The organism is Mixta mediterraneensis, from assembly GCF_014946725.1.
Classification (GTDB): domain Bacteria; phylum Pseudomonadota; class Gammaproteobacteria; order Enterobacterales; family Enterobacteriaceae; genus Pantoea; species Pantoea mediterraneensis.
This window is the reverse complement of sequence record NZ_JACFXY010000002.1, coordinates 83,576-109,989: the sequence shown is the minus strand read 5'-3', so window position 1 is coordinate 109,989 and position 26,414 is coordinate 83,576. Positions and strand designations below refer to the sequence as shown.

Below are 26,414 nucleotides of genomic sequence, written 5' to 3'. Positions count from 1 at the left end.
GAAACGTAAAAACCTTTCCCTTGTGCCCTGTTTAAACGCCATTAAATAGCTCATGATTAAACCGGGCGCGTAAAGCCCGGAATTGAAGGATGTCAACGAGGCCATATGTTAATTATGAAAAGTCAGTACCGGGACATGGATCTACCGCAGATACTGTTTACCTTAATGTTCATTTTACTGCTGATTATCGCCTGTTTATGGGTCGTTCAGCCATTTATTTTGGGCTTTTCCTGGGCCAGTATGGTGGTGATTGCCACCTGGCCGCTAATGCTTAAATTGCAGCGCCTCTTATGGGGACGACGATCGCTGGCAGTTATCGTTATGACGCTTCTGCTTCTGCTGCTGTTTATTATTCCCATCGCGCTATTGGTGAATAGCCTGATCGATAACAGCGCGCCAGTCATCGCCTGGGCAATGCAAGGTCACATGCTGCCTGAGCTGAACTGGCTCAATAGCATTCCGCTGATTGGCGAAAAGCTTTTCTCCAGCTATCAAAAGCTGGTAGCTGGCGGCGGCGCAGCGATTATGGCTAAATTGCAGCCCTATATCGGGCGCACAACGGGGTTTTTCGTGGCGCAGGCTGGCCATTTCGGTCGTTTTATGATCCACCTGGCGGTGATGTTGCTGTTCAGCGTGCTGCTTTACTGGCGTGGTGAACAAGCGGCACACGGCATCCGTCATTTTGCCTTTCGCATGGCGGGACGGCGTGGTGATGCGGCGGTATTACTGGCGGGACAGGCGATTCGTGCGGTGGCGCTGGGCGTCGTAGTGACCGCGCTGGTGCAGGGGGTGTTGGGCGGCATTGGCCTGGCGATTACCGGTATACCTTACGCCACGTTGTTGACGGTGTTAATGATCCTTTGCTGTCTGGTGCAAATCGGCCCGTTGCTGGTACTGGTGCCCGCCATCATCTATCTCTACTGGAGTGGCGACACAACATGGGGCACAGTTTTATTAGTCTGGAGTTGCGTGGTTGGCACTCTGGATAACGTGCTGCGGCCCATGTTGATCCGCATGGGGGCCGATTTACCCATGATTCTGATTCTGTCTGGCGTGATTGGTGGCTTGATCGCGTTTGGTATGATCGGTTTATTTATTGGTCCGGTCGTGCTGGCAGTTTCTTACCGCCTGGTTTCGGTATGGATGCACGAAGCACCTTCACCTAATGACGACCCCTTGACGGTGGTTGAGGAACTGGGTGAGCACGACGAAGAACCTCCCGCATCCTGACCTTTCAATGATTAGGGCGGTTAATGGTAATGAACCGCCCGTAATTAATTACGTCTCGTTACTCTTTTTTCCCATAAGCAGATTTTAATAAAAAAACCGGTTTATGACCGGAATCCCCTTCTCACGTTCAAAAAAGATTATTTTATACGCTGTTTCTTACCCCAAATGGCCCTGAGACCGTGACAAAAGGTTATTGGCTTTAAACTAATAAGAGGATTCTTAAAGACGCCAGCGGGCCGGGTGAATAACATGTTTCTTATGTTTTAGATCAACTCTCTGATTTTAAAACAACCTTTTTCCCCTGAGTAAGAAAAGAATTGCTGTGTGTAGTCTTTGCCCATCCCCTGCGGTGGGCTTTTTTTTTTACTGCTAAAAAGAGGAAAAGGCCAGCAATGCTGGCCTTTGGCTGATTGTGACGCGAATTTGACAGTTATGCCGGGCTGGATAACTCAGCCAGACTTAACCAGGTTTCAACCACGGTGTCAGGATTCAGCGACAAACTATCGATACCTTCTTCCATGAGCCAGGCAGCAAAATCCTGATGATCTGACGGTCCCTGGCCACAAATGCCCACATACTTGCCCTGCTTCTTCGCTGCGCGGATCGCCATCGAAAGCAGCGCTTTTACTGCCTCATTTCGCTCATCAAACAGGGCAGAAACCACCCCTGAATCACGATCGAGTCCCAGTGCCAGCTGTGTCATGTCATTAGAGCCGATGGAGAAGCCATCAAAGTGTTGCAGGAACTGATCGGCCAGCAAGGCATTAGATGGGATCTCACACATCATAATGATTTTCAGCCCATCCTGACCACGTTTCAGTCCCTGGCGTGCCAGCTCGTCAACTACCGCTTCGGCCTGGTCTACGGTACGAACAAAAGGAACCATGATTTCAACATTCGTCAGGCCCATGTCATTACGTACACGTTTAACCGCCTCACACTCCAGGGCAAAGCAGTCACGGAAGCTGTCAGCAACATAGCGCCCCGCCCCACGGAAGCCTAACATCGGATTTTCTTCTTCTGGTTCGTAACGCTCACCGCCGACCAGGTTGGCGTATTCGTTTGATTTAAAGTCAGACAGGCGCACAATCACGCGTTTCGGCGCAAAGGCTGCCCCCAGGGTCGCAATGCCTTCCGTTAGACGCGCAATATAAAACTCAACCGGATCGTCAAAACCTTTCATCATCTGGCGGATTTGCTGCTGCAGTTCTGGCGTTTGCTGATCAAACTCCAGTAACGCTTTTGGATGCACGCCAATCATGCGGTTGATGATAAATTCCAGTCGCGCCAGACCTACCCCTTCATTCGGCAAACAGGCGAAGTCGAATGCGCGATCCGGGTTGCCGACGTTCATCATGATCTTGAGAGACAGATCAGGCATCTCATCAACCTGAGAGCTGGTGACATCAAAATCCAGTAAATCATCGTAGACGTAGCCAGTATCGCCTTCCGAGCATGAAACCGTGACTTTGTGACCATCTTTTAGCAAGTCGGTGGCATTACCGCAGCCGACAACCGCCGGAATCCCCAGCTCACGCGCAATGATGGCTGCGTGGCAGGTACGGCCGCCGCGATTGGTCACAATAGCTGAAGCCTTCTTCATGATCGGTTCCCAGTCCGGGTCGGTCATGTCGGTCACCAGCACATCGCCTTTCTCGATGCGGTTCATTTCGCTAATATCGTGAATTACTTTCACTTCACCCGCACCGATACGATGGCCAATCGCCCGACCTTCTACCACCACTTTACCTTTTCCTTGCAGGCTGTAGCGTTCCATGACCTGGCCGTTTGAGCGAACCGTTTCCGGGCGCGCCTGCACGATGTACAGCTTGCCGGTATGGCCATCTTTTGCCCACTCAATATCCATTGGGCGTTTGTAGTGCTGCTCGATGAGTATCGCCTGGCGCGCAAGGGCCTGGATTTCGTCATCGGTCAGACAGAAGCGATCCCGTTCGGTTTCAGGCACATCTTCAATACGCACCTGCTCGCCATGCTCCCGTGAGTCAGCGTATACCATGCGAATTTTTTTCGAGCCCATATTGCGGCGCACAATCGCCGGACGATTCGCCGCCAGCGTTGGTTTATGCACATAGAATTCATCGGGGTTAACGGCACCCTGCACCACCATTTCGCCAAGGCCGTATGCTGCAGTGATAAACACAACCTGATCGAAACCGGATTCAGTATCAATGGTAAAAAGTACGCCTGATGAAGCGAGGTCAGAACGCACCATGCGCTGAATACCGGCTGACAATGCAACGCCACGGTGATCGTAACCCTGGTGCACGCGGTAAGAGATGGCGCGGTCGTTAAACAGTGATGCGTAAACATGCTTCACCGCGACCATTACCGCATCGATACCCTGTACGTTCAGAAAGGTTTCTTGTTGACCCGCAAATGACGCGTCGGGCATATCTTCTGCGGTAGCGGAAGAACGCACCGCAAAAGAGGCTTCTGCATCATCAGCAGAGAGCTGCTGATAGGCCTCAAGGATGGCAGCTTCCAGTTCCGGCTGGAATGGCGTATCCACCACCCACTGCCGAATTTGTTTGCCAGCTTTTGCCAGCTCATTAACATCATCAATATCGGTCTTATCCAGCAGTTCATAGATACGCTGGTTCAACCCGCTTTGATCGAGAAACTGATTAAATGCATAAGATGTGGTCGCATAACCATTCGGAACGGAAACACCCAGCGACGACAAGTTGGTAATCATTTCACCCAGAGAGGCATTTTTGCCCCCCACCCGATCAACATCATGCATACCAAGCTGATTATACCAGAGCACTAACGGCTGTTCGCCTTTATTGGACATTGAGCTTATCCTTTAAATATGAGTGGGCATATGGAACATCGTGCAATTCGCCAAAACAGCCTGGCACATTGCCCAAATAAAGACTAAGTGTTGAATCGTTAAAGCTTACGATATTTTTTAAATTCGGAATTGTACCTGTCTTTATTTGATGTTGCGCAAACGGACTATTTTTTGCTAAAGGGTTGATGGCACTATAATGGGACCGATTTCAGCGGCTTATGCCATGATTTTCGTTGCGCAACAAAAAAGCGCCTATTTTCACTTCATCCTGAACTGGATCGTAAAATAAAGGTTTAAGAAACGTCATTTCATTTATTATTTGCAGAGCGCTAACCGGTCTCATTATGGAAAAATAAAACCTTCACAGAAGAGAATGATGGATTTTTTTGTTTTAATCTCTCTTATACACCTCGTTGAGCTTCTTACATTCCCGACCAGAAACAGGTATCCCCTATGAGTACTGACAGAAGCGTATTTTATATTTCAGATGGCACCGCTATCACCGCCGAGGTGTTGGGGCACGCGGTGCTATCCCAGTTTCCGGTAAATACCAACAGCGTTACGTTACCTTTTGTGGAGAATGTGCAGCGCGCGCAAGCCGTTAAGGCACAGATTAATGCGATCTACCAGCAGAGCGGCGTTCGTCCGCTGGTGTTCTTCTCGATTGTCACACCTGAAGTACGCGACATCATTGTCCAGAGCGAAGGATTTTGTCAGGACATTGTGCAGGCGCTGGTGGCGCCGCTACAACAGGAGCTGGGTCTATCGCCTGCGCCTGTCGCGCATCGTACGCATGGTTTAGATGCCAGTAATCTGGGGAAATATGATGCGCGCATCGCCGCTATTGATTACACCCTGGCACACGATGACGGCATTTCATTGCGTGGTCTGGAAGAGGCCCAGGTGATTCTATTAGGCGTCTCGCGCTGTGGTAAAACCCCCACCAGCCTCTATTTAGCTATGCAGTTCGGTATTCGTGCGGCGAATTACCCCTTCATCGACGATGATATGGATAATCTGAAGTTGCCCCCTGCTTTGCGCCAGCTTCAACATAAACTGTTTGGTTTGACTATTGATCCTGAACGTCTGGCGGCGATTCGTCAGGAACGCGCGGAAAATACCCGTTACGCCTCAATGCGTCAGTGTCGGCTCGAAGTTGGCGAAGTTGAAGCGCTGTTTCGCACCCATCAAATTCGCTACCTCAATAGCACCAACTATTCCGTCGAAGAGATTGCCACCAAAATTCTCGACATCATGGGGCTGACGCGCCGCATGTACTGATTTCTTTCAGGGCGGCAGCGATGTAAAGCGGTGCTGCCGACAATTTTGTGCCCATTTCTGGTATCTGGGTTGAATTCGCAGACTAATGGTTTATTGTGACCCCCATCACTTCCCGGTATTTCACCGTTGCGAAGAATAGTTTTCGAGAAACCCATGAATAAAACTGACGAACTGCGTACGGCACGCATTGGTGGGCTGATTACGCCAGCCAGCCTGGCGGCAGAACATCCTGTTTCTGCGGCTATTGCTGATAACGTAACCGCCGCACGTAAACGCATTGCCCGTATTTTGACCGGGGAAGATCCCCGTTTGCTGGTGGTGATTGGCCCCTGCTCTCTGCACGATCCCAAAGCCGCCTTAGATTACGCTCAGCGCCTTAATGTTTTGCGCGAACGCTATCAGGATCGACTGGAAATTGTGATGCGCGCCTACTTTGAAAAACCGCGCACGGTGGTGGGCTGGAAAGGTCTGATTTCCGATCCCAGCCTTGATGGTAGCTTTGATGTCAATCGCGGTATTGGTATTGCACGTCAGTTGCTGATTGACATCAACGCCCTGGGTTTGCCAACCGCCACTGAATTTCTTGATATGGTGATCGGGCAGTTTATTGCTGATCTGATCAGCTGGGGCGCTATTGGCGCACGGACCACTGAAAGTCAGATTCACCGTGAAATGGCTTCCGCGCTCTCCTGTCCGGTAGGCTTTAAAAATGGTACGGATGGCAATGTGCGCATCGCGGTTGACGCCATCCGTGCCTCGCGCGTCAGCCATATGTTTTTATCGCCGGATAAAGAGGGTCAGATGACGATTTATCAGACCAGCGGTAATCCGTATAGTCATGTCATTTTACGCGGCGGCAAGCAGCCCAATTATTATGCTAATGATGTAGCAGAGGCGGCAGCAAACCTGCGCGAATTCCATTTGCCGGAGCAGTTGGTAATCGACTTCAGCCACGGCAACTGCCTGAAGCAGCATCGTCGTCAGCGTGACGTTGCCGTTGAGGTCGCGCAACAGATTCAGGCCGGTTCACGTGCGGTCGCGGGTGTGATGATTGAAAGCTTTATCGAGGAAGGCAATCAGAAAGTGGTAAGCGGCGAACCGCTGGTATACGGTCAGTCAATTACCGATCCTTGCCTCAGCTGGCAGGACAGCGAAGAAGTGCTGGCCCTGCTCGCCGAGGCTGTGTCGCATCGCTTTTAATTTAGCTCGAACAGCTGACTTCTAACGTTTTTCCCCAGTCTGGCGGCCGCTGTCGATATTCAGCGGCCGTTTCGTCACTAAACGGTTGCTGCAATGCCTGATGCAAATGTTCTAACGCACCTTTTTCGCCTTTTTCCGCCTCTTCAATGACCTGCTGCGCTAAATAGTTGCGTAACACCAGCGCCGGGTTAGCCGCCTTCATTGTGGCCTGTCGCGTTTCATCACTGGCTTCATCCTTCATTAAGCGTTCGCGATAGCGGCTATACCAGCGGTCAAACTCTTCGCGATCAATAAACTCATCACGCAAGGGCGAGCGCGCTTCATGTTGTTGTGTATGACTGAGCAAACGGAATGTCAGGGTGTAATCGCTGCGCTCCTTGCTCATTAACGCCAACAGACCGGTCAGAATTTCATTGTCATGGCTGTCTGCGCTAAGTAAACCGAGCCTGGCGCGCATACGCTCTCCCCAGACGCGCATCAGTTCCGGTTCATAGTGGCTTAACGCCTGTTTAAGCTGCTCGGTTTTCATTAAACCTGAAAGCGCATGTGCCAGCCGGTTGAGATTCCACAAACCTATCATCGGCTGATTTTCGAAGCTGTAGCGGCCCTGATAATCACTGTGATTACAAATGAAATCCGGCTGATAGTCATCAAGAAAACCAAACGGCCCGTAATCCAGCGTCAGCCCAAGAATTGACATGTTATCGGTATTCATCACCCCATGCGCAAAACCGACACTTTGCCATTGGGCGATTAAACCAGCGGTGCGTTTTACCACATCGGTAAACCAGAGCAGATAGCGATCTTTATCATCTGTTAAGTGCGGCCAATGGTGGCGAATAGCGTAATCCGCCAGCAGCTGTACTTTTTCTTGCTGGTTGCTGTAATAGAAATGCTCAAAATGGCCAAAGCGTAAATGACTTTCTGCAATACGCATTAGCATGGCGCCGCGTTCGGTAGTTTCACGCCGTACCGGTTCATCGCCAATGGCAATGGTTAGCGCACGTGAAGTAGGTATGCCCAAATGATGTAGCGCTTCGGATGCCAGAAACTCACGAACGGTAGAACGGATCACCGCCCTTCCGTCACCCATGCGTGAATAAGGCGTTAAGCCTGCCCCTTTTAAATGCCAGTCGAGTTTGCTGCCATTGGCCAGACGTTGCTCGCCCAGCAATATGCCGCGCCCGTCGCCAAGTTGACCGGCCCAGACGCCAAACTGATGGCCGCTGTAGACCTGCGCCAGCGGTTCCATTCCCGGTAATAAGGCTGCGCCGTACCAGACGCCATCCCCCTCACCGGTAAATAAGGCGGTATCCAGCGCCATATCGCTGGCCAACGGTGCATTGTGGTACAGCAAACGGCCGCCTTCCAGCGGAGTCGGTTTAAGGGCGGTGTAACATCCCTTCAGCTCATGGAACCAGCTGTTGTCAAAAAACATAGTTTCTCCCGAGCGGTAGTCATTATGCCCCGTCGTTGTAAAACTATCAGTGTAACGTTGAAAACCGGGATAAGACAGATTACTGCGGAAGCTGTGAGGTGGGCGAATGGGTATTGGCGTAAATCAACGCCTCAAGCGCATCGGATTTAGCCACCGGAAATAATGCCCCTTGCAAATGCACTCCCGACAGTTTGTTTATTTTATTCAGTAATAATTCATCATCAACACCGCAAATTATCATATGCTCACAGTGAGAACGGAAATTATCTAAAATACTCTGAATAAAAGGCTGGAAGGAATCCCGCTTTGCCAGCTCCTGAATAAAATACTTATCTAATTTAATGCAGCTAAACACGTTATCGTAAACCGCGTTAGCCGGAGAGTTTCCGGCGCCAAACTGTGAAAGAGATAAACGAAACTCACGATGAAGAGTAGCGAGCAGAGGATTATGAATACCCTGCGCTAAGTGCGGAAAGGTTTCGCTAAGATCTAATAACAGAAAAGGCAGTTGCTTTATTTTGCGCGTCAAAAATTCGCTCTCAAGTATGCGAACCGACAGTTGATGGTTAATACGCATTAACGCCAGTATACCCTGTTCCTCAAAAATAGAACGGTGCTGTTCAAGCAGAGAAATTTGGCTCTGTAGCAGGCGTAACTGCTGCTCTTTATCAAGCTGCGGCAATAGTAAGTCCTGCGGCAACGTAACAGGCGCACTTTCATGAACAAACTGACTGACCAGCTCAACAGCAATTAAGTGCCCGTTCGATGCGTAGACAGGATAAAACCAAATTTCCGACTCATAGTCGGCAGACAAGTGAATTTTCATTTCTGAAGCCAGAATATGCGGCAATATGTGCATCGTATATGATTGAAAACAAGCAGGCAATAGTTTCAAACGCATGAAGAAACGGTCAGTTTTGCGCTTCCATTAAGCTTTGTTTATTAAAGTATAAACCTTAAGCCAAATAAAGAGAAAGCAATGCATTAAAGTTTGAAAACTAATTTCATAACAATGATGATAATTAAAAGCGTTTCAGTTAAGGCAGACTGTTTAAAAACTTTTCCGCTAATTTAATTTTGGCCTAAGACACGCAACAGACATACTAATTAAATGCGTCTCACCTGCCAAAAGACTTTTCGCCAGTAGACATTATCCAGTGACGATCGAATAACACCCTGACTGGTTGATGCATGAATGAAAGCGTTATCAGCATCATAAATGCCCACATGCAATCCATTCTCGCCGCCGCCAGTTTTGAAGAACACCAGGTCCCCCGGCAGGAGATCCTCTTTATTGATACGCGTTCCCATATCGCTTTGTGCCCGTGTGGTACGGGGTAGCTGCAAAGCAAATTTATCGCGGAAGGTCAGATAGACAAAGCCAGAACAATCAACGCCGCGGCGGCTCATGCCACCATAACGATACGGCGTACCCCGCCAGTCCCCCAGCTGTTCGTTGAGCTGTGCGATGACGGTGATCGAATCGGAAAGACGTCCATTAATCGGTGGCGCATGATGGCTACATCCCACTAACAGCAGAACCAAAATCAGTAAGCCGATCCGCATCGCAGCATGTCCTTGATAAGTTGCAACTGTGCTAATGTAGCGGGAAAACAGTGAGCGTAGCAAGCCGGATGCCTCAGGGCATAACGGTTAGCAGCGTGTGTCCTTCCAGCTTCAGCTGGCGAAAAGCGATTTGATAGAGCGGAGATAAGCGTTCTGGCGTAAGAATGGCAGAGGGTTCGCCTTGCGCAATCATTTTACCCTGATGGAGCAACCAGGCCCTATCCGCATGCAGCAGGCTATGGTTAAGATCGTGACTGCTGGCGATCACGCAAACCCCAGCCCGGCACAGTTGGCTAATGACGTCATCAACGGCCTTCTGCTGTGCAATATCCAAAGCGGTCATGGGTTCATCCAGAATCAGCAGACGGCCTTGCGTATTGATTTGCGGATCAATTTGCGCGCAGCTTGCAGCCAGACGTACACGTTGCCATTCGCCGCCGGAAAGCTGGGTTAACGAACGTGTGAGTTTGTCGCTCAACTGGAACATGTTTAGCAAATCGCTAAGTCGCCGATCGGCTTGTGGCGCGTCAGATTGCAGATGCAGGCGGAGATAGTGATAAACCGGCATCTGACTCAGGGGATGTTGATGTTGCGGCAAGCAGGCTCGCAGCCGGGCTAACGCGGGGCCGCGCCATTCGTTCAACGGCTGCCCGAGTAATGTTGCCTCACCACTGTAATTTTGCAAACCAGCCAGGAGCGCTAATAAGGTGCTTTTTCCAGCGCCGTTTGGCCCAACCACATGAATCAATTTACCGGCGGTTAACCCGGCAGTAAAAGGCAGCAACCGCCCGGCGACGGCTGCGTCTTTCAGGCTAAAAAACATTTATTTCGCTAAAGTCATCTTAATACTTTCTAAAATAATCGGATCTTCCGGCGACATATCCGGCGCAAAACGCTGTACGACATGCCCATCACGATCAATAAGGAATTTTTCGAAATTCCACAAAATGTCGCCTGGCGCTTTTGGGGCTCGTCCTTTACTTACCTGGCGTTCATAAAAACCGCTGCCTTCAGGACGAACCGCGTCCGGCTTAGCGGCAACCAGCTGAGCATACAGAGGATGGCGTTCGGCACCATTCACGTCAGTTTTGGCAAACAACGGGAATGTCACGCCATAGGTGGTGCTACAGAAGGTTTTAATCTCTTCGCTGCTGCCCGGCTCCTGCTCAAGAAACTGATTGCAAGGAAAACCCAACACGCTGAATCCCTGATCCTGCCAGGCTTTTTGCAGCTTCTCCAGCTCTTCATACTGTGGCGTTAAACCGCATTTCGAGGCTACATTAACCACCAACAGTACCTTACCCTGCCATTGTGTCAGCGAGATTTTTTCCCCATCAAGCGTAACCAGTTCAGTTTGATAAATACTCATAACGAATTCCTGTTGTTGATGCATTAAAGCCAGCCGAAGCTAGCGCGAAGATCTTATTAATAACGCAATGAATAGTGGTGCGCCAAGTGTCGCCGTCACTACGCCAATTGGCAGTTCAGCGGAAGTTAACGCCAGACGCGCAATAATATCGGCACCTAACAGCACGCTGGCCCCGGCTAAAGCCGATGCAGGCAACAAATAGCGATGATCGTTGAGTCCGCTCAGACGTAACAAATGGGGAATCACCAGCCCCACGAAGCCTATCGCACCGGCCATGGCGACACTTACACCAACCAGCCATCCCATCGCCAGTACCAGGATATTTCGCCAGAAGAATAGTGATAATCCCAGCTGACGGGCCGACGTTTCGCCTAATGCCAGCAGATTGAGGACGCGTGAGGTTCGGGTCAAGGCTAATATCACCGGCAGCAGCGCCAGCATCATCCAGCCATAACGCCAGTCAATACCGCTAAAACCGCCCATCATCCAATACATCAACTGACGCAGATCCAGACTGGTACTGAAATACACCGCCCAGGTCATGATGGCGCTACAGATAATGCCCAGCGCGACACCGGTTAACAGCAAACGCGTGACGGATAATTGCCGATGTGCAAAATGCAGCAAAATTAAGGTGATGGTCAGCGCACCTGTCATTGCCGCCATGCTAAGGCTCCACAATGAGCCACTGCCCAGCAGTACGCCAAGCACTAAACCGATACCTGCACCATTGGATACGCCGAGCAATCCCGGTTCCGCGAGAGGGTTAGTAAACAGTGCCTGCATCACCACGCCACAAATGGCCAACGCAGCGCCAACCAGCATGACAGCTAAGGCTCGTGGCATACGTAATTGCCAGACAAATAGTCTGCCGCTTTCGCTCAACCATTGGGAGGGCGCGATCCAGCTGTCACCAGCGCACAGGCTAAGAAATAACAAAACAAGTAGCATAATAGCTAAACCGTATAACCATTTTTGGCTGTAACGATCGGCCTGGCGGGCGAGCTGGTCTGGCAGGAGCATAAGCAGGGCTGGCTGAGAAAACAGAGCATTGATTGTAGTGAGATTGCAGAAAAAAGAAAGGCGTGAAAAGCGGCGCCTTAAGACGCCGAATAAAATTTACTTATGTGGCGGGACCGGTTGTCCATTATCGTTGCCACGATTTTTATTGTCATGTTTCTGCTGCTCTTTGTGTGGTTGCTCGCGCTTTTGTGGCGCTTTCGCTGGCTGGCGATGTTCGGGACGCTGCGATTGCCAGCCATTACCGTTCCAGTAACCATGCGGGCCTTTCAGTCCGCCATGACGTCCCTGATGCTGCTTCCACCATGTCGGCTGACGCCAGTCGTAACCGTCCCAGTAATAGCCGCGCTTATCGCGATCGCCAATATGAATCGATACCCCCGGCGTATGAATATTTACTGAAACGTTTGCATTCGCTAACAGCGGCATACCTGACAGGATACCTAATAAAATAGCTGTCTTTTTCATCAGCCTGACCTCTTGTTATGTGTGGGCGCTGTTATAACAAAAGCCCTAAACAGATCACTATCGGCAGGGGCTGATTTGCCAGATACTTTCAATATACTGACAGAATCCTGACACACTGGAGAAATTGTGAAGGTTTATAATGCTGTTTGCAGCCGTCAGCAATGAAAAAGGCCACTTGCGCGGCCTTTTTTAAATACTGAAATCAGTCAGTTTCTTTAGGTGTTGCGTTCTCGACGCGGCTTTTCAGCTTCTGCCCTGGACGAAAGGTCACAACGCGACGCGCTGTGATCGGAATATCTTCTCCCGTCTTTGGGTTTCTGCCTGGACGCTGGTTTTTGTCGCGCAGGTCGAAATTGCCAAACCCAGACAGTTTTACCTGTTCTCCATTTTCCAAAGCGCGACGTACCTCTTCGAAAAACAGTTCCACCAACTCTTTTGCATCGCGTTTGCTCAGCCCGAGCTTCTCAAACAGGTACTCTGACATTTCAGCTTTTGTAAGCGCCATAGGTTCAATCCCTCAAGGTTGCCTGGAATCGCTCTTTTAATGCCGCAACACATTGACTAACGGTCGCGGCAATCTCCTCTTCTTCGAGTGTCCGGCTGGTATCCTGCAAAATCAGGCTAATAGCGAGGCTCTTAAAACCCTCGGAAACGCCCTTACCGCGGTACACGTCAAACAAGTTTACGCCAACTATATGATTTACGCCAACTTTCTTACACTCCGCAATGACATCTGCTGCCGGGACATTTTCAGCCACTACAACGGCAATATCACGACGGTTTGCCGGGAAGCGTGAAATCTCGCGCGCGTCAGGCAGGACGCGGTCTGCGACCTTATTCCAAAGCAGTTCAAAGACTAAGGTGCGGCCATTAAGATCCAGCTTACGTTCCAGCTCAGGATGAACCACTCCGATAAATCCGATTCGTTCATTCTGCAAATAAATGGCTGCACTTTGTCCTGGATGCAGTGCCGGATTCACTTCAGCACAGAAACGGACATCATCCAGTTTGCCGGTTAAATCGAGCAGCGCTTCTAAATCGCCTTTTAAATCATAGAAGTCAACCGTCTGACGCGCCAGATCCCAATGCTCCTCATAGCGATTTCCACTTAACACGCCAGCCAGCATAAGTTCCTGACGAATACCTAAATCAGCTTGCGTATCCGGTACAAAGCGCAACCCGCTCTCAAACAGGCGCACACGGCTTTGCTGGCGGTTCTGGGTATATACCACCGCGCTCAACAATCCTGTCCATAATGAGAGACGCATAGCCGACATCTCGCTTGAAATGGGGCTAGGCAGAATCAACGCCTCTTCGCCTGGATGCAGCAGTTGCTGCACTTTAGGATCAACGAAGCTGTAAGTAATCGCTTCCTGATAGCCTTTATCCACCAGCAAATTTTTCGCACGTTTCAATGACAGATCGGCTTCACGATGTTGGGTCATGACCAGGCCCGCCTGGACCGGCACATCTGGAATGTTGTTGTAGCCGTAAACGCGTGCGACTTCTTCAATCAGATCTTCTTCAATCGCCATATCGAAACGCCAGCCTGGCGCAACGGCTTTCCACTCACCGTCATTCACACTGACCTGACATCCCAGACGTGTCAGAATATCGGTTACCTGATCGTCCGCGATAACATGACCAATTAACCGGTCCAGCCTTTCGCGGCGCAAAGTAATGGTGGTCTGGGCGGGCAGGGTTTCCTGATGCGTCTGGTCAATAACCGGACCGGCTTCGCCGCCACAAATTTCCAAAAGTAACTGAGTGGCGCGTTCTAGCGCGGTGTGTTGCAGCGCCGGGTCAACGCCACGCTCGTAGCGGTGTGAAGCATCAGTGTGCAGGCCGTAACGACGCGCGCGACCGGTAATGGCCAGGGGATCGAAATAGGCACATTCAAACAGGATATTCTGCGTTTCGGTATTAACGCCTGAATGCTCACCACCAAAAATGCCCCCCATCGCCAGCGCTTTATGGTGATCGGCAATCACCAGCGTGTCGCTGGACAGCTTAACTTCGTTGCCATCCAGCAGCGTCAGGGCCTCGCCCTCTTTCGCCATCCGCACAACAATGCCGCCATCAATACGATCAAGGTCGAAAGCGTGCATCGGCTGGCCCAGCTCCAGCAACACGTAGTTCGTGATATCGACTACCGGATCGATTGAGCGAATTCCGCAGCGGCGCAGCTTCTCTTTCATCCACAGCGGCGTGGCGGCGGCCACGTTAATGCCTTTCACCACCCGACCTAAATAGCGCGGGCAGGCATGCGTGGCATCAACCCGGATCGGGAACGTGTCATTGATACTTGTCGCAACCGGCTGAATATCTGGGGCATTGAGCGGCAAACCATTCAATAGCGCCACATCACGAGCGATGCCAATTATCCCGAGGCAGTCTGCCCGGTTTGGTGTCACGCTGATTTCAATGGTGTTGTCATCAAGTTGCAGGTATTCACGGATGTCGGTTCCTACGGGCGCATCGGCAGGCAGCTCGATGATGCCGTTGTGATCGTCCGACATTCCCAACTCGGAAAATGAACACAGCATGCCTTCAGACGGCTCGCCGCGCAGTTTGGCTGCTTTGATTTTGAAGTCGCCCGGCAGCACCGCGCCAACGGTAGCCACTGCGACTTTCAGCCCCTGGCGGCAGTTTGGCGCGCCACAGACAATGTCCAGCAGACGCTCACCGCCGACGTTGATTTTGGTGACGCGCAGTTTATCGGCATTAGGATGCTGGCCGCATGACACCACTTCACCGACAACCACGCCATGAAACGCGCCAGCAACTGCGTCAACGCCATCAACTTCTAAGCCGGCCATGGTGATTTGCTCAGACAATGCAGCACTGTCCAGGGCTGGATTTACCCATTCGCGTAACCAGAGTTCACTGAATTTCATTGGATAACCTGCCCTTACTTAAATTGTTTGAGGAAACGTAAATCATTTTCGAAGAAAGCGCGCAGATCGGTTACGCCATAGCGCAACATGGTCAAACGCTCCATGCCCATACCAAACGCAAAGCCAGAATAGATTTCTGGATCGATGCCGACATTGCCCAGAACGTTCGGGTGCACCATGCCGCAACCCAATACTTCCAGCCATTTACCGTTTTTGCCCATAACATCCACTTCCGCTGACGGCTCGGTAAAGGGGAAATAAGAAGGACGGAAGCGGATCTGCAAATTTTCTTCAAAAAAGTTGTTCAGGAAATCGTGCAGCGTGCCTTTCAGATTGGTGAAGCTGATGTTCTTATCAACGATCAAACCTTCCATCTGGTGGAACATTGGCGTATGTGTCTGGTCGTAATCGTTACGATACACACGGCCTGGAGCGATGATACGAATGGGTGGCTGCTGATTTCTCATGGTGCGGATCTGCACGCCAGAGGTTTGCGTACGGAGCAAGCGTGTAGCATCAAACCAGAAGGTATCGTGATCGGCGCGAGCCGGGTGATGGCCAGGAATATTCAGGGCATCAAAATTATGGTAATCATCTTCAATTTCCGGGCCGGTTACGACCGCGAAACCCAATTCACCGAAAAAGTTTTCGATACGATCGATGGTACGGGTCACCGGATGCAAACCGCCATTTTCAATACGACGGCCAGGCAGTGACACATCAATAGTTTCAGCCGCCAGGCGCGCGTTCAGGGCCGCTGATTCCAGCGCATCTTTGCGCGCGTTCAGACGTTCCGTGACTTGCTGCTTAGCCTCATTAATCACCGCGCCTGCGGCTGGACGTTCTTCTGCCGGTAGCTCGCGCAACGTAGTCATCTGCAGCGTCAGATGCCCTTTCTTTCCCAGATATTCAACGCGTACCGCGTCAAGGGTGGCGGTATCCGTCGCCCCGTCAATAGCCGCCGTGGCTTTGGCCACCAGTTCTGCGAGTTGGGACATGTTTTCCTCTTCTTCCAGTCAGGCTGGTCAGTTCTCGTTGGGACCTGCCGGTCCAATATACTATCGCCAGAAACAAAAAAGCCTCCACGAGGGAAGCTTTCGGCGCGATTTTTCGTTTCTTTTCTTATGCGCAAAAGCCCCTGAATGTCAGGCGCTAAAGTAAAAAAAGAAACGGAAAATAGCAGCATTCATGCTTGCGGTTACCTTGTCATTAATTTAAGGCACTATTGAAATGCGCGGCGCTGAAAAAGTCAATCATTTGCGTAAGTTATAGATAATAAAAAAGGGAGCAAGCTCCCTTTTTCATCTGACTTACGCCAGCGCTGATTTCGCTTTTTCAACCAGTGCAGTGAATGCCACTTTGTCGAATACAGCGATGTCGGCCAGGATTTTACGGTCAATTTCAATGGCTGCTTTTTTCAGACCATTGATGAAACGGCTGTAAGACAGACCGTTCTGACGCGCCGCTGCGTTGATACGAGCGATCCACAGCTGACGGAACTGACGCTTACGTTGACGACGGTCACGGTAAGCATACTGACCAGCTTTGATAACAGCCTGGAAGGCAACGCGGTAAACACGTGAACGTGCACCGTAATAGCCTTTAGCTTGTTTTAAGATTTTTTTGTGACGTGCGCGAGCAACTACACCACGTTTAACGCGAGCCATGTGAGCTCTCCTGTTCTATATTCTGTTTAAAAAATGGACTTATGCGTATGGCAGGCAGGCAATAACCAGACCCAGATCGCCTTTAGACACCATGCCTTTAGGGCGCAGATGACGTTTACGCTTAGTAGATTTTTTGGTCAGAATATGACGCAGGTTTGCGTGTTTACGCTTGAAGCCGCCAGAAGCGGTCTTCTTGAAGCGCTTAGCCGCGCCACGTACAGTTTTAATCTTTGGCATTTTAAAAAATATCCACTTCGCATTGTTGATAACATGACCCAGACAGGCGAACAAACATCCGCACAGCGCGAACGCTGCGCGGTTGATGTTACTTGAAAGCCTACTGTTTCTTCTTAGGAGCGAGCACCATGATCATCTGGCGGCCTTCGATCTTCGAAGGGAAGGATTCGACAATGGCCAAATCCAGATCTTCACACAGATCCTTACGGACGCGGTTAAGCACTTCCATACCAATCTGCTGGTGCGCCATCTCACGACCGCGGAAACGCAGCGTGATTTTGGCTTTATCGCCTTCTTCCAGAAAGCGAATCAGGTTGCGTAGTTTGACCTGATAGTCGCCATCATCGGTTCCAGGACGGAATTTAATTTCCTTAACCTGAATAACTTTTTGCTTTTTCTTCTGTTCCTTAGAAGATTTGCTTTTCTCATAGAGGAACTTGCCGTAATCCATAATACGGCAAACCGGCGGTTCGGCGTTCGGGCTTATTTCTACTAAATCAACGCCCGATTCCTCAGCTTTTTCCAAAGCCTCGCGTAGACTGACAATACCAATCTGCTCGCCGTCAATGCCGGTTAAGCGCACTTCGGTCGCGCGGATTTCACTGTTGATTCGATTTGGACGCGTCGGTTGTACTCGTTTTCCGCCTTTAATACCTTATTCCTCCAATTGGTGAAGATTTCGGCTGCGAATCTCTTGTTGCAGCTTCTCAACAAACACATCGACATCCATCGACCCCAGGTCTTTACCACGGCGGGTGCGAACGGCCACTTTGCCAGCTTCCACCTCTTTATCACCACAGACCAACATATAAGGGACGCGACGTAATGTGTGCTCGCGGATTTTAAAGCCTATCTTCTCGTTTCTCAAGTCTGCTTTCACACGAATGCCTGCATTCTGCAATTTACGTGTCAAAGACTCAACATATTCTGCCTGCCCGTCGGTAATATTCATTACCACAGCCTGTACCGGAGCTAACCAGCTCGGGAAGAAACCGGCAAATTCTTCGGTCAGGATGCCGATAAAGCGCTCCATCGACCCAAGAATCGCACGGTGAATCATCACAGGCGTCTGGCGATCGTTGTTTTCACCAACATAAGTGGCATCTAAACGCTTCGGCAGCGAAAAGTCTAGCTGAACTGTCCCGCACTGCCAGGCACGGTCGAGACAATCGTACAAGGTAAATTCAATTTTCGGACCATAAAAAGCGCCTTCGCCAAGCTGGAATTCGAATTCAATATTGTTCTCATTCAGCGCGGCAGCCAGATCTTCTTCAGCACGATCCCACATCTTGTCGGTGCCAATGCGTTTTTCTGGACGGGTGGACAATTTCACCACGATCTTTTCAAAGCCGAAGGTGCTGTACATGTCATAAACCATGCGGATACAGCTGTTTACTTCGTCACGCACCTGCTCTTCTGTACAGAAAACGTGGGCATCATCCTGGGTAAAACCACGTACACGCATTAAGCCATGCAGCGCACCTGATGGTTCGTTGCGATGGCAACTACCAAACTCTGCCATACGCAACGGCAGGTCGCGGTACGATTTCAAACCCTGATTAAAGATCTGCACGTGACCTGGGCAGTTCATCGGCTTGATACAGTATTCACGATTCTCAGATGAGGTGGTGAACATCGCTTCTTTATAGTTTTCCCAGTGCCCGGTTTTTTCCCACAGCACGCGGTCCATCATAAACGGACCTTTAACTTCTTGATACTGATATTCTTTCAGTTTGCTGCGAACAAACACTTCCAGCTCACGGAAGATCGTCCAGCCGTCGTTATGCCAAAACACCATTCCTGGCGCTTCTTCTTGCATATGGTAGAGATCAAGCTGCTTACCAATCTTACGATGATCGCGTTTTGCTGCCTCTTCCAGACGTAGCAGATAGGCAGCAAGCTGCTTCTTATCTGCCCATGCGGTGCCATAAATACGCTGCAGCATTTTATTATTGCTGTCACCGCGCCAGTAGGCGCCGGAAATCTTCTGCAATTTAAAATGGTGGCAGAAACGCATGTTTGGCACGTGCGGACCGCGGCACATGTCAATGTATTCTTCATGATGATACAAGCCTGGACGGTCGTCATGGCTGATATTTTCATCAAGTATGGTGGTTTTATAGACTTCACCACGCGCAGCGAACACGTCGCGCGCTTCCTGCCAGCTGACTTTTTTCTTCACGACATCGTAATTGGACTCTGCCAACTGATGCATGCGTTTTTCCAGCAGGTCAATATCTTCCTGGGTCAGGGTGCGATCAATATCGACATCATAATAGAAGCCGTTATCAATCACCGGGCCAATCGCCATTTTGGTGTCTGGCCACAACTGCTTGATCGCATGACCTAACAGGTGCGCGCAGGAGTGACGGATAATTTCCAGACCGGCTTCGTCTTTCGCGGTAATGATGGCAACGGAGGCATCTTCATTGATGGGATCAACCGCATCCACCAGCTCACCATTTACCCGTCCAGCGATACAGGCTTTGGCTAAGCCTGGGCCAATGTCCAGCGCAATATCCATCACACTGACAGGGCGATCAAAAACACGCTGGCTGCCGTCAGGAAGCGTAATTACAGGCATTTCATATCCTTAATTGCAGTGGTAAGCCACACGAAAGCCTACATGCAACATTGAGTAAAGTTAATTACCTGGCGTAATGTCAGACCCACATTGTCGGAATGACGCCAGATTGCAGTGCGGCGCAAATAATAGCAGTTTTACACAACAAGCAAAACCCATGCACTTTCACCTAACCACCGGAGAGAACAAAAAAAACAGCCTGACATCATGCCAGGCTGCTTTAACCGGGGTAACAGAAATATGCTTACATTGCGTAAGTCAGCATAACGGAGGTTTTAGTGTCGGTGCGATCTGGCGCAGACTCTGGAGGATTGTTATTCCAGGTCACGTTGTAAGCCAGTTTCAGCGCGAAGTGATCGTTGATTGCAACCTGTAAACCGGTTTCTGAGTTCAGCGTCGTATCTTCACCAAAGCTGCTCAATACAGAAACGCCCTGCACGAATTTAGTGGTATCCGTCAGCTGCCACTGATAGCTAATTGCGCCGTAACCCAGCGCTTTGGTTTCATGCCCACCGCCCTGGAAATCATCGTAACGGACACCCGGACCGAATTCAGCACGCAGAGAATGTACCGGGCCATTTAACAGTTGGCGTCCGTAACCGGCGGTTAATACGTCGCGTGAATCATAACCGTTAAAGCGGTCGCTTAACCAGCTAGCCTGCCCAAACAGGTAATCGTAGTTACTCAAGTTATAGCGGGTACGCGCGCCAATGTTATAAGTCTCTGAAGAGCGTTCATCGTTAGATGATGTATTTGCCGCGTTGCCCCACAAGCTGTAAGCCATGGAACTTTGATACCACGTCATGTTGGTTTGAGCAGTCAACGATGCGCTGGTGGTATTACCGGTCTGAGCGAGATACCCCGCAGAAGCAGAACCTTCAAACGGTTTTTTAGCCGTAGAAGGATCATCCATAGATGTAAAAACGGCATTATCGGCCAATGCCTGATGACAAAATGCGCCGGCAGAGAGTAAAAGAACAGCAGACAGCTTGTTGAAGGCTTTCATTAAGTGTGATCCGTGCGACAGTTTAAAAAACGAAGATTTTGCAGCGTTTCCTTGAGCAATCAATGCTATTTACGGTAAGTTTTGTAAAAAAATATTAACGCCATAAAAGCGCCTGTACTCAGTTGGTAATTATTGAATTATGGGAACTTTCTTATTCACGCGGCGCATTATCCGGGGAAATTACCGTAGACACAGGCCAATAAACAGGAGAAATATCTTATCCTGTCTTTGTCGTCTTACGTCGCTTTGCGTAGATAATTAAAAAATCGTCTTCTCATCTCCTTAATAATTCGCCCATTTTTTTATCGTAGTCTACGCTGAGGACAGTCTAACCAGGCAGAGGTGAATGATGAGCAAGCAATCGTTAACCCGTTATATTGCTACGTTCCATTTTCAGGAATCCGGTCTAAGCGACATTCTCGAACTGACCAGCGCCATGACGTCGGCGGGCTTTACCACCGCGCTAATCGATGATGAAGGTCATTCTCATGAGCTGGGTACCAATAGTTTTGGCATTATCACTACCCTTGAAGAGGCTGAACTGCAACAGCAAGTCACCGCCGCAGGCGAAAGTGTGCTGGGGCAGCAGCCAGAAGTGACAATTACCACGCTGGAAGATTTCTTGCGTAGTGCGCCAGATAAAAATTCAACCGTCTGACCAGATAAGCCGTGCACCAGCACTGGTTTTGGTGAATATTTAAGCGTTACAATCGTTCTTACGCAGCGAATAAAGAGGATAGCCCGATGTGGTCAGCCATTAGTCGTCTGTTAAGCGAGCAGTTAGGCAACGCCGAAATCACACAACGCCATGAACTTCCCGGTGGAGACGTTCATCCTGCCTGGCATATTCGTTATGGCGATTATGACGTGTTCGTCAAATGTAATAGTCGGGAAATGTTATCGCTATTTACCTGGGAGGCCGATCAGCTAGCGCTGCTTGAACGCACGCAAACAGTTCGCGTGCCTAAAGTTTACGGCGTTGGCAATGATCGCAATGACAGCTTTCTGTTGCTGGAATATATCGCGCCACAGCCTCTGAATGAGCACAGCGCGTTTCAGCTCGGCCAGCAGCTGGCCTGTCTGCACCAGTGGAGCGAGCAGACGCAATTTGGCATCGACTTCGATAACAATATTACGACGACGCCGCAGCCAAACAGCTGGCTCCGGCGCTGGTCAGTTTTCTTCGCTGAACAACGCATTGGCTGGCAGCTCCAAATCGCCGCTGAGAAGGGTATTCAATATGGCGATACTGACTTGATTGTCGCCTGTGTACAGCGCGTTCTGGCGTCTCATCATCCGCAACCTTCTCTCCTTCATGGCGATCTCTGGCCGACAAACTGCGCGGGCAGCGCGCAAGGCCCATGGATTTTTGATCCCGCCTGTTACTGGGGCGATCGTGAATGTGATTTAGCGATGCTGAACTGGTTTGACCATCTGCCACGCCAGATTTTTGAGGGGTATCATACTGTCTGGCCGCTGCCGGATGGATTCTCCCAGCGGCAACCGGTTTATCAACTCTACTATTTACTTAATCGCGCCAATGTTTTTGGCGGTAACTGGCTTAGCGAAGCGCAATTCGCCATTGGCCAGTTATTAGATGAAGATGAAGCGGCACAGCGCCAGGCTAAACCGGCCTGAGTGCTTAAACCAATCCCAGCAGTGACAGCACAAAATACCCGACTACCGCAATCACTATGGGCAAAATATACAGCGGGAAGATTTGTAAAAAAATGGTATGGCGCGGCACACGTACTTTCTCTTCAAGTTGCTGACGTGAGCGCCCTTCGCTGCCTTTCGTTTGCTCCAGTATCATCTGATCTTCAATTCCTTCTTTAATATGGCGTGCCTGGCGCGCCATTCTTGCGCCTGATGCTTCCAGCGCCAGCCCAACGAAAATCAAAATATAGATAAGCCAAAAGCCGATATTCATCTGACCATTAAACTCTGGCACCGGCGAGTTGTGCCAGAAGAAGCCCAGAAACGGCGTATTAAAGCGCACCATATCGATCATCACATGGACAAAATCCAGCATTACAGCATCAATGCCAGGCTGCTTTTCGCTGTGCTTAAACATAAAACTCAGCACAGAAATCACCGTTGAAAGTAACGCCAGTAAAAAAATCACCCAGCCAGCCACACGCTTAAGGATGGCGATGCGGCCAGCCTGTTGATAGGTCATGGTATCTCCTGAACCCAAAATCCAATGTGCACTAAGTTTACCTGTGCATACGAAAATTTCCCAAAAAATGAGCGGGCTGCGACCGTCAGGAGCCGTCTACGCCGTCGTCGAACGTTTATGCTAAGGTAGCGCAAACTTCACAAGGAGACGCTGTATGCCATATCACCGCCCTGTTCTTGCCGCTTTGTTTGATATGGATGGATTAATTATCGATTCTGAACCGCTGTGGGATCAGGCCGAAATGGATATTTTTTCTACGCTTGATGTAGACCTGACTCGCCGCAGCGAACTGCCCGACACGCTGGGTTTACGCATCGACCAGGTAGTGCGAATGTGGTACGAAACGCTGCCATGGCGTGGCCCAGACCAACAGGAAGTCACCCATCGCATTATTACGCGTGCGCTGTCATTGATTGAAGAAGCTCGTCCGCTGCTGCCTGGCGTTGAAAACGCGCTGCAACTTTGCCAGCAGCAAGGGTTAAAGACTGGCCTCGTTTCTGCTTCTCCGTTATTTATGCTTGAGCGCGTTTTAGAAATTTTTAATCTGCGCCACTATTTTGAGGTGCTGGTTTCTGCCGAAGCATTGCCTTACAGCAAGCCGCATCCCCAGGTTTACCTTGATGCGGCTGCTAAGCTCGGCATCGATCCACTTAACTGCGTAACGCTTGAGGATTCATTCAACGGCATGATTGCCACCAAAGCGGCGCGTATGCGTTCTGTTGTGGTGCCTGCCGCTGAATACCGTCACGATCCGCGCTGGTCGTTAGCCAACGTCAGACTCGACGATCTGACGCAGCTTACCGTGGCACATCTGCAGGGTTAACTTTCCACCCGCCTGAATAAAGGCGGGTTTTTAATGCCTTCCTGGTGACAGTATTGACCTGCCCCACAAATAAATAAAACAATGTTTCATTTTTATTGAATTCAGGTATCACTCTGCCTAAGATGCGCAAAGACATCCCAGTCGGGGCGCGTAAAACTTTTGCAGAGAGGTCTGAGATGGACGTTCGTCAAAGCATTCACAGCGATCACGCCAGACAGCTGGACACCGCCGCACTACGTCGCGAATTTCTGATTGAGAAAATTTTCGAAGCCGATACGTATACGCTGACCTACAGCCATATTGACCGCATCATTATCGGCGGCGTGATGCCGGTAAATCATTCGGTGACCTTTGGGGATGAAATCGGCAAACAGTTTGGCGTGAGCTATCTTCTTGAACGACGCGAACTCGGTGTGATCAACATTGGCGGCCCTGGTGTGATCGATATAGACGGCAAAACCTGGGAAATCGGCAGTGAAGAAGCGTTATATATTGGCAAGGGCGCGCGTCATCTCACCTTCCGCAGCGCCAGTCCTGCTCAACCGGCTAAGTTTTATTACAACAGCGCCCCCGCCCATCACACTTTTCCTGATAAAAAAATCACGTTGCAGGATGCCTCTTCCGTCACGACAGGCAGTGCAGCTACCTCTAATCGTCGCACTATCAATAAATTTATTGTCCCGGATGTGCTGCCAACCTGCCAGCTCACGATGGGATTAACCAAACTGGAAGAGGGCAGCCTGTGGAACACCATGCCGTGCCATACCCACGAGCGTCGCATGGAGGTGTACTTCTATTTCGATATGCCTGATGAAGCTGCAGTCTTTCATATGATGGGCCAACCGCAGGAAACACGTCATTTGCTGATTCACAATGAGCAAGCGGTGATTTCACCCAACTGGTCCATTCACGCTGGGGTCGGCACACAACGCTATACCTTTATCTGGGGCATGGTCGGTGAAAATCAGGTCTTTGATGATATGGACCCTCTCAACATCAGCGAGCTGCGCTAAGCGAAGGAGAAACAAGATGGTACTGGATGCGTTTAATCTGGAAGGCAAAGTGGTGCTGATCACCGGCTGTAATACCGGCCTGGGGCAAGGGATGGCATTAGGACTGGCACAGGCTGGTTGCGATATTATCGGGGTTAACCGTACTGACCCTGCGGACACGCAAAGCAAAGTGGAAGCGCTTGGCCACCGGTTCTGCTCGCTACAGGCTGATCTTACCCACCCGGAAGTGGTGACACGGGTGGTCGAACAGGCTGTTGCCGCCTGCGGTAAGATCGATATTCTGATCAATAACGCTGGCATTATTCGCCATGACGATGCGCTGAATTTCAGCGAGCAGGACTGGGACGATGTGATGAACGTCAACAGCAAAAGTTTGTTTTTTCTGTCTCAGCAGGTTGCTCGCCAGTTTATCGCACAAGGTCACGGCGGCAAGATCATCAATATTGCTTCAATGCTGTCATTTCAGGGCGGAATTCGCGTGCCCTCTTATACGGCATCGAAAAGCGCGGTGATGGGTTTAACGCGTCTGATGGCAAATGAATGGGCCAGACATAACATCAACGTCAACGCCATTGCGCCGGGTTATATGGCCACCAATAACACAGAACAGTTACGTAACGATGAATCACGTCGTGAAGAAATCCTGGCACGCATTCCGGCCGGGCGCTGGGGCATCCCGGATGACATGATGGGACCCGTTGTTTTTCTCGCCTCTGCCGCTTCAGATTACGTCCACGGCTATACCCTTGCCGTGGACGGGGGCTGGCTGGCACGCTAACGTTCAGGACGGGCAAGATCCAATCGCCCGCCGCTTTTAAAAAAATTAATGCTTCGTTACAGCGTCACATGTTCTCATTTACTGGTTAAATCCCTATACTGGATGCATTGACAGTTTGTTGCAGCCAGGTTTTATCATGACGGCCGAAGGCCATATCATTTTTGCCATTGCCAGCGCTATTTTCGCTAAACGTGCCGAACTCACACCCGTGATGGCGCAGGCAGACTGGTGGCATTTGGTCCCGGCAACGTTATTAACCTGCCTGCTGCCCGACATCGATCATCCTAAATCCGTATTGGGCCAGCGCTTGCGATGGCTTTCTCAGCCCATTGCGCGCGCCTTTGGTCATCGTGGCTTTACACATAGCCTGCTTGCAGTCGCTGCGGCGCTGTGGCTATTTCAGATCAATGTTCCTAAAGACTGGCCGCTGCCTGCTGATGTGCTGCAAGGTATGACGTTAGGTTATCTCAGCCATATCGTTGCCGATATGCTGACACCCGCCGGGGTCCCATTATTGTGGCCGTGCCGCTGGCGCTTCCGCTTACCCATCCTGAATAGCCAAAAAGGTAACCAACTGGAGCGCGCCTTATGTCTGGGTTTAGTCGGCTACGCGCTGTGGTTTCCTGTTGGCCTGCCTTCTTTTGGGGCAAATGGCTGGCCCAGCCAGCTGTTTGATACGCTACAAAACGGCGTCAGCCGCCTTATCTCTGACCAGAGTGCACACTAAACAAACGAATTTAACCAGTAAGTTATATGCCATTCCATTTGGGTATAAGGCTGCACCATAACCTACTGCTACCATTACGGCACGCTTAATTCGTGATTAACATTATGCTGCCTGTC

27 protein-coding genes, 1 other RNA gene and 1 other annotated feature are annotated in these 26,414 nt (G+C 50.3%); of the genes, 10 read left to right on the top strand and 18 right to left on the bottom strand.

Annotated features, from left to right (window positions below; translation table 11 throughout):
- Nucleotides 1-114 precede the first annotated feature (114 nt).
- Nucleotides 115-1,230 (top strand): AI-2E family transporter YdiK, encoded by a 1,116-nt coding sequence (gene ydiK / locus H2P46_RS04655; protein ID WP_193404046.1) that lies wholly within the window; start codon nt 115-117, stop codon nt 1,228-1,230.
- A 258-nt stretch (nt 1,231-1,488) separates the two neighbouring features.
- Nucleotides 1,489-1,595, top strand: an RNA gene (rprA, locus tag H2P46_RS04650) — antisense sRNA RprA.
- A gap of 65 nt (nt 1,596-1,660) precedes the next feature.
- On the opposite strand, the gene ppsA is transcribed toward rprA, so the two are convergent.
- Nucleotides 1,661-4,045: a phosphoenolpyruvate synthase gene (gene ppsA, locus H2P46_RS04645; protein ID WP_193404045.1), complete on the bottom strand. Its 2,385-nt coding sequence runs from the start codon at nt 4,043-4,045 to the stop codon at nt 1,661-1,663.
- 453 nt (nt 4,046-4,498) lie between these two features.
- On the opposite strand from ppsA, the gene ppsR reads away from it, so the two are divergent.
- Both ppsR and H2P46_RS04635 read left to right on the top strand, forming a co-directional pair.
- Complete coding sequence (gene ppsR, locus H2P46_RS04640; protein ID WP_193404044.1) at nt 4,499-5,326, top strand: posphoenolpyruvate synthetase regulatory kinase/phosphorylase PpsR; 828 nt, start codon at nt 4,499-4,501, stop codon at nt 5,324-5,326.
- 153 nt (nt 5,327-5,479) lie between these two features.
- Complete coding sequence (locus tag H2P46_RS04635; protein ID WP_193404043.1) at nt 5,480-6,526, top strand: 3-deoxy-7-phosphoheptulonate synthase; 1,047 nt, start codon at nt 5,480-5,482, stop codon at nt 6,524-6,526.
- A 1-nt stretch (nt 6,527) separates the two neighbouring features.
- Here the strand turns inward: H2P46_RS04635 and H2P46_RS04630 are convergent, their stop codons facing one another.
- From H2P46_RS04630 to H2P46_RS04555, 16 genes are all read right to left on the bottom strand, one after another.
- Nucleotides 6,528-7,964, bottom strand: a complete 1,437-nt coding sequence (locus H2P46_RS04630; protein ID WP_193404042.1) for a protein adenylyltransferase SelO — start codon at nt 7,962-7,964, stop codon at nt 6,528-6,530.
- Between the two features lie 79 nt (nt 7,965-8,043).
- On the bottom strand, nt 8,044-8,790 hold the full coding sequence (locus H2P46_RS04625; protein ID WP_193404041.1) for an EAL domain-containing protein: 747 nt from the start codon (nt 8,788-8,790) through the stop codon (nt 8,044-8,046).
- Between the two features lie 281 nt (nt 8,791-9,071).
- Nucleotides 9,072-9,530: a C40 family peptidase gene (locus H2P46_RS04620; RefSeq protein WP_193404040.1), complete on the bottom strand. Its 459-nt coding sequence runs from the start codon at nt 9,528-9,530 to the stop codon at nt 9,072-9,074.
- 73 nt (nt 9,531-9,603) lie between these two features.
- Complete coding sequence (gene btuD, locus H2P46_RS04615) at nt 9,604-10,353, bottom strand: vitamin B12 ABC transporter ATP-binding protein BtuD (RefSeq protein ID WP_193404039.1); 750 nt, start codon at nt 10,351-10,353, stop codon at nt 9,604-9,606.
- Nucleotides 10,354-10,899, bottom strand: coding sequence for a glutathione peroxidase (locus tag H2P46_RS04610; RefSeq protein ID WP_193404038.1), 546 nt, complete (start codon nt 10,897-10,899; stop codon nt 10,354-10,356). It lies immediately after the preceding gene.
- A gap of 39 nt (nt 10,900-10,938) precedes the next feature.
- Nucleotides 10,939-11,922: a vitamin B12 ABC transporter permease BtuC gene (gene btuC / locus H2P46_RS04605; RefSeq protein ID WP_193404037.1), complete on the bottom strand. Its 984-nt coding sequence runs from the start codon at nt 11,920-11,922 to the stop codon at nt 10,939-10,941.
- Nucleotides 11,923-12,018: 96 nt separating this feature from the next.
- Nucleotides 12,019-12,387, bottom strand: a complete 369-nt coding sequence (locus H2P46_RS04600) for a DUF2502 domain-containing protein (protein WP_193404036.1) — start codon at nt 12,385-12,387, stop codon at nt 12,019-12,021.
- Between the two features lie 202 nt (nt 12,388-12,589).
- Nucleotides 12,590-12,892 (bottom strand): integration host factor subunit alpha, encoded by a 303-nt coding sequence (ihfA, locus tag H2P46_RS04595; RefSeq protein ID WP_003853259.1) that lies wholly within the window; start codon nt 12,890-12,892, stop codon nt 12,590-12,592.
- A 4-nt stretch (nt 12,893-12,896) separates the two neighbouring features.
- The gene (gene pheT / locus H2P46_RS04590; RefSeq protein WP_193404035.1) at nt 12,897-15,284 is read right to left on the bottom strand and encodes a phenylalanine--tRNA ligase subunit beta; all 2,388 of its coding nucleotides are present in this window, start codon (nt 15,282-15,284) and stop codon (nt 12,897-12,899) included.
- A 14-nt stretch (nt 15,285-15,298) separates the two neighbouring features.
- Nucleotides 15,299-16,282 carry a phenylalanine--tRNA ligase subunit alpha gene (gene pheS, locus H2P46_RS04585; protein ID WP_193404034.1) on the bottom strand — a complete coding sequence of 328 codons (984 nt, stop codon included), beginning with the start codon at nt 16,280-16,282 and terminating at the stop codon, nt 15,299-15,301.
- A 71-nt stretch (nt 16,283-16,353) separates the two neighbouring features.
- Nucleotides 16,354-16,479, bottom strand: a sequence feature (Phe leader region).
- Complete coding sequence (gene pheM, locus H2P46_RS04580) at nt 16,430-16,474, bottom strand: pheST operon leader peptide PheM (RefSeq protein WP_106120997.1); 45 nt, start codon at nt 16,472-16,474, stop codon at nt 16,430-16,432. Its footprint overlaps the feature before it by 45 nt.
- Nucleotides 16,480-16,594: 115 nt before the next feature.
- Complete coding sequence (gene rplT / locus H2P46_RS04575) at nt 16,595-16,951, bottom strand: 50S ribosomal protein L20 (RefSeq protein WP_193404033.1); 357 nt, start codon at nt 16,949-16,951, stop codon at nt 16,595-16,597.
- Between the two features lie 39 nt (nt 16,952-16,990).
- A complete protein-coding gene (rpmI, locus tag H2P46_RS04570) occupies nt 16,991-17,188 on the bottom strand; it encodes a 50S ribosomal protein L35 (protein WP_004157374.1) in 198 nt (65 codons plus the stop codon).
- A gap of 100 nt (nt 17,189-17,288) precedes the next feature.
- Nucleotides 17,289-17,840 carry a translation initiation factor IF-3 gene (gene infC / locus H2P46_RS04565; protein WP_193404360.1) on the bottom strand — a complete coding sequence of 184 codons (552 nt, stop codon included), beginning with the start codon at nt 17,838-17,840 and terminating at the stop codon, nt 17,289-17,291.
- A gap of 3 nt (nt 17,841-17,843) precedes the next feature.
- Nucleotides 17,844-19,772, bottom strand: coding sequence for a threonine--tRNA ligase (gene thrS / locus H2P46_RS04560; RefSeq protein ID WP_193404032.1), 1,929 nt, complete (start codon nt 19,770-19,772; stop codon nt 17,844-17,846).
- Nucleotides 19,773-20,016: 244 nt separating this feature from the next.
- Nucleotides 20,017-20,778, bottom strand: a complete 762-nt coding sequence (locus H2P46_RS04555) for a DUF481 domain-containing protein (RefSeq protein ID WP_193404031.1) — start codon at nt 20,776-20,778, stop codon at nt 20,017-20,019.
- Between the two features lie 349 nt (nt 20,779-21,127).
- On the opposite strand from H2P46_RS04555, the gene ghoS reads away from it, so the two are divergent.
- Together ghoS and H2P46_RS04545 are read left to right on the top strand one after the other, a co-directional pair.
- Nucleotides 21,128-21,436, top strand: coding sequence for a type V toxin-antitoxin system endoribonuclease antitoxin GhoS (gene ghoS / locus H2P46_RS04550; protein ID WP_193404359.1), 309 nt, complete (start codon nt 21,128-21,130; stop codon nt 21,434-21,436).
- 86 nt (nt 21,437-21,522) lie between these two features.
- Nucleotides 21,523-22,416 carry a fructosamine kinase family protein gene (locus H2P46_RS04545; protein ID WP_193404030.1) on the top strand — a complete coding sequence of 298 codons (894 nt, stop codon included), beginning with the start codon at nt 21,523-21,525 and terminating at the stop codon, nt 22,414-22,416.
- A 4-nt stretch (nt 22,417-22,420) separates the two neighbouring features.
- Here the strand turns inward: H2P46_RS04545 and H2P46_RS04540 are convergent, their stop codons facing one another.
- Nucleotides 22,421-22,957, bottom strand: coding sequence for a YniB family protein (locus H2P46_RS04540; protein WP_193404029.1), 537 nt, complete (start codon nt 22,955-22,957; stop codon nt 22,421-22,423).
- A gap of 154 nt (nt 22,958-23,111) precedes the next feature.
- On the opposite strand from H2P46_RS04540, the gene hxpB reads away from it, so the two are divergent.
- From hxpB to H2P46_RS04520, 4 genes are all read left to right on the top strand, one after another.
- Nucleotides 23,112-23,780 carry a hexitol phosphatase HxpB gene (hxpB, locus tag H2P46_RS04535; RefSeq protein WP_193404028.1) on the top strand — a complete coding sequence of 223 codons (669 nt, stop codon included), beginning with the start codon at nt 23,112-23,114 and terminating at the stop codon, nt 23,778-23,780.
- A 176-nt stretch (nt 23,781-23,956) separates the two neighbouring features.
- Complete coding sequence (kduI, locus tag H2P46_RS04530; protein ID WP_193404027.1) at nt 23,957-24,793, top strand: 5-dehydro-4-deoxy-D-glucuronate isomerase; 837 nt, start codon at nt 23,957-23,959, stop codon at nt 24,791-24,793.
- A 16-nt stretch (nt 24,794-24,809) separates the two neighbouring features.
- Nucleotides 24,810-25,571: a 2-dehydro-3-deoxy-D-gluconate 5-dehydrogenase KduD gene (kduD, locus tag H2P46_RS04525; protein WP_193404026.1), complete on the top strand. Its 762-nt coding sequence runs from the start codon at nt 24,810-24,812 to the stop codon at nt 25,569-25,571.
- Between the two features lie 136 nt (nt 25,572-25,707).
- Nucleotides 25,708-26,298, top strand: coding sequence for a metal-dependent hydrolase (locus H2P46_RS04520; RefSeq protein WP_193404025.1), 591 nt, complete (start codon nt 25,708-25,710; stop codon nt 26,296-26,298).
- Nucleotides 26,299-26,414: the final 116 nt, after the last annotated feature.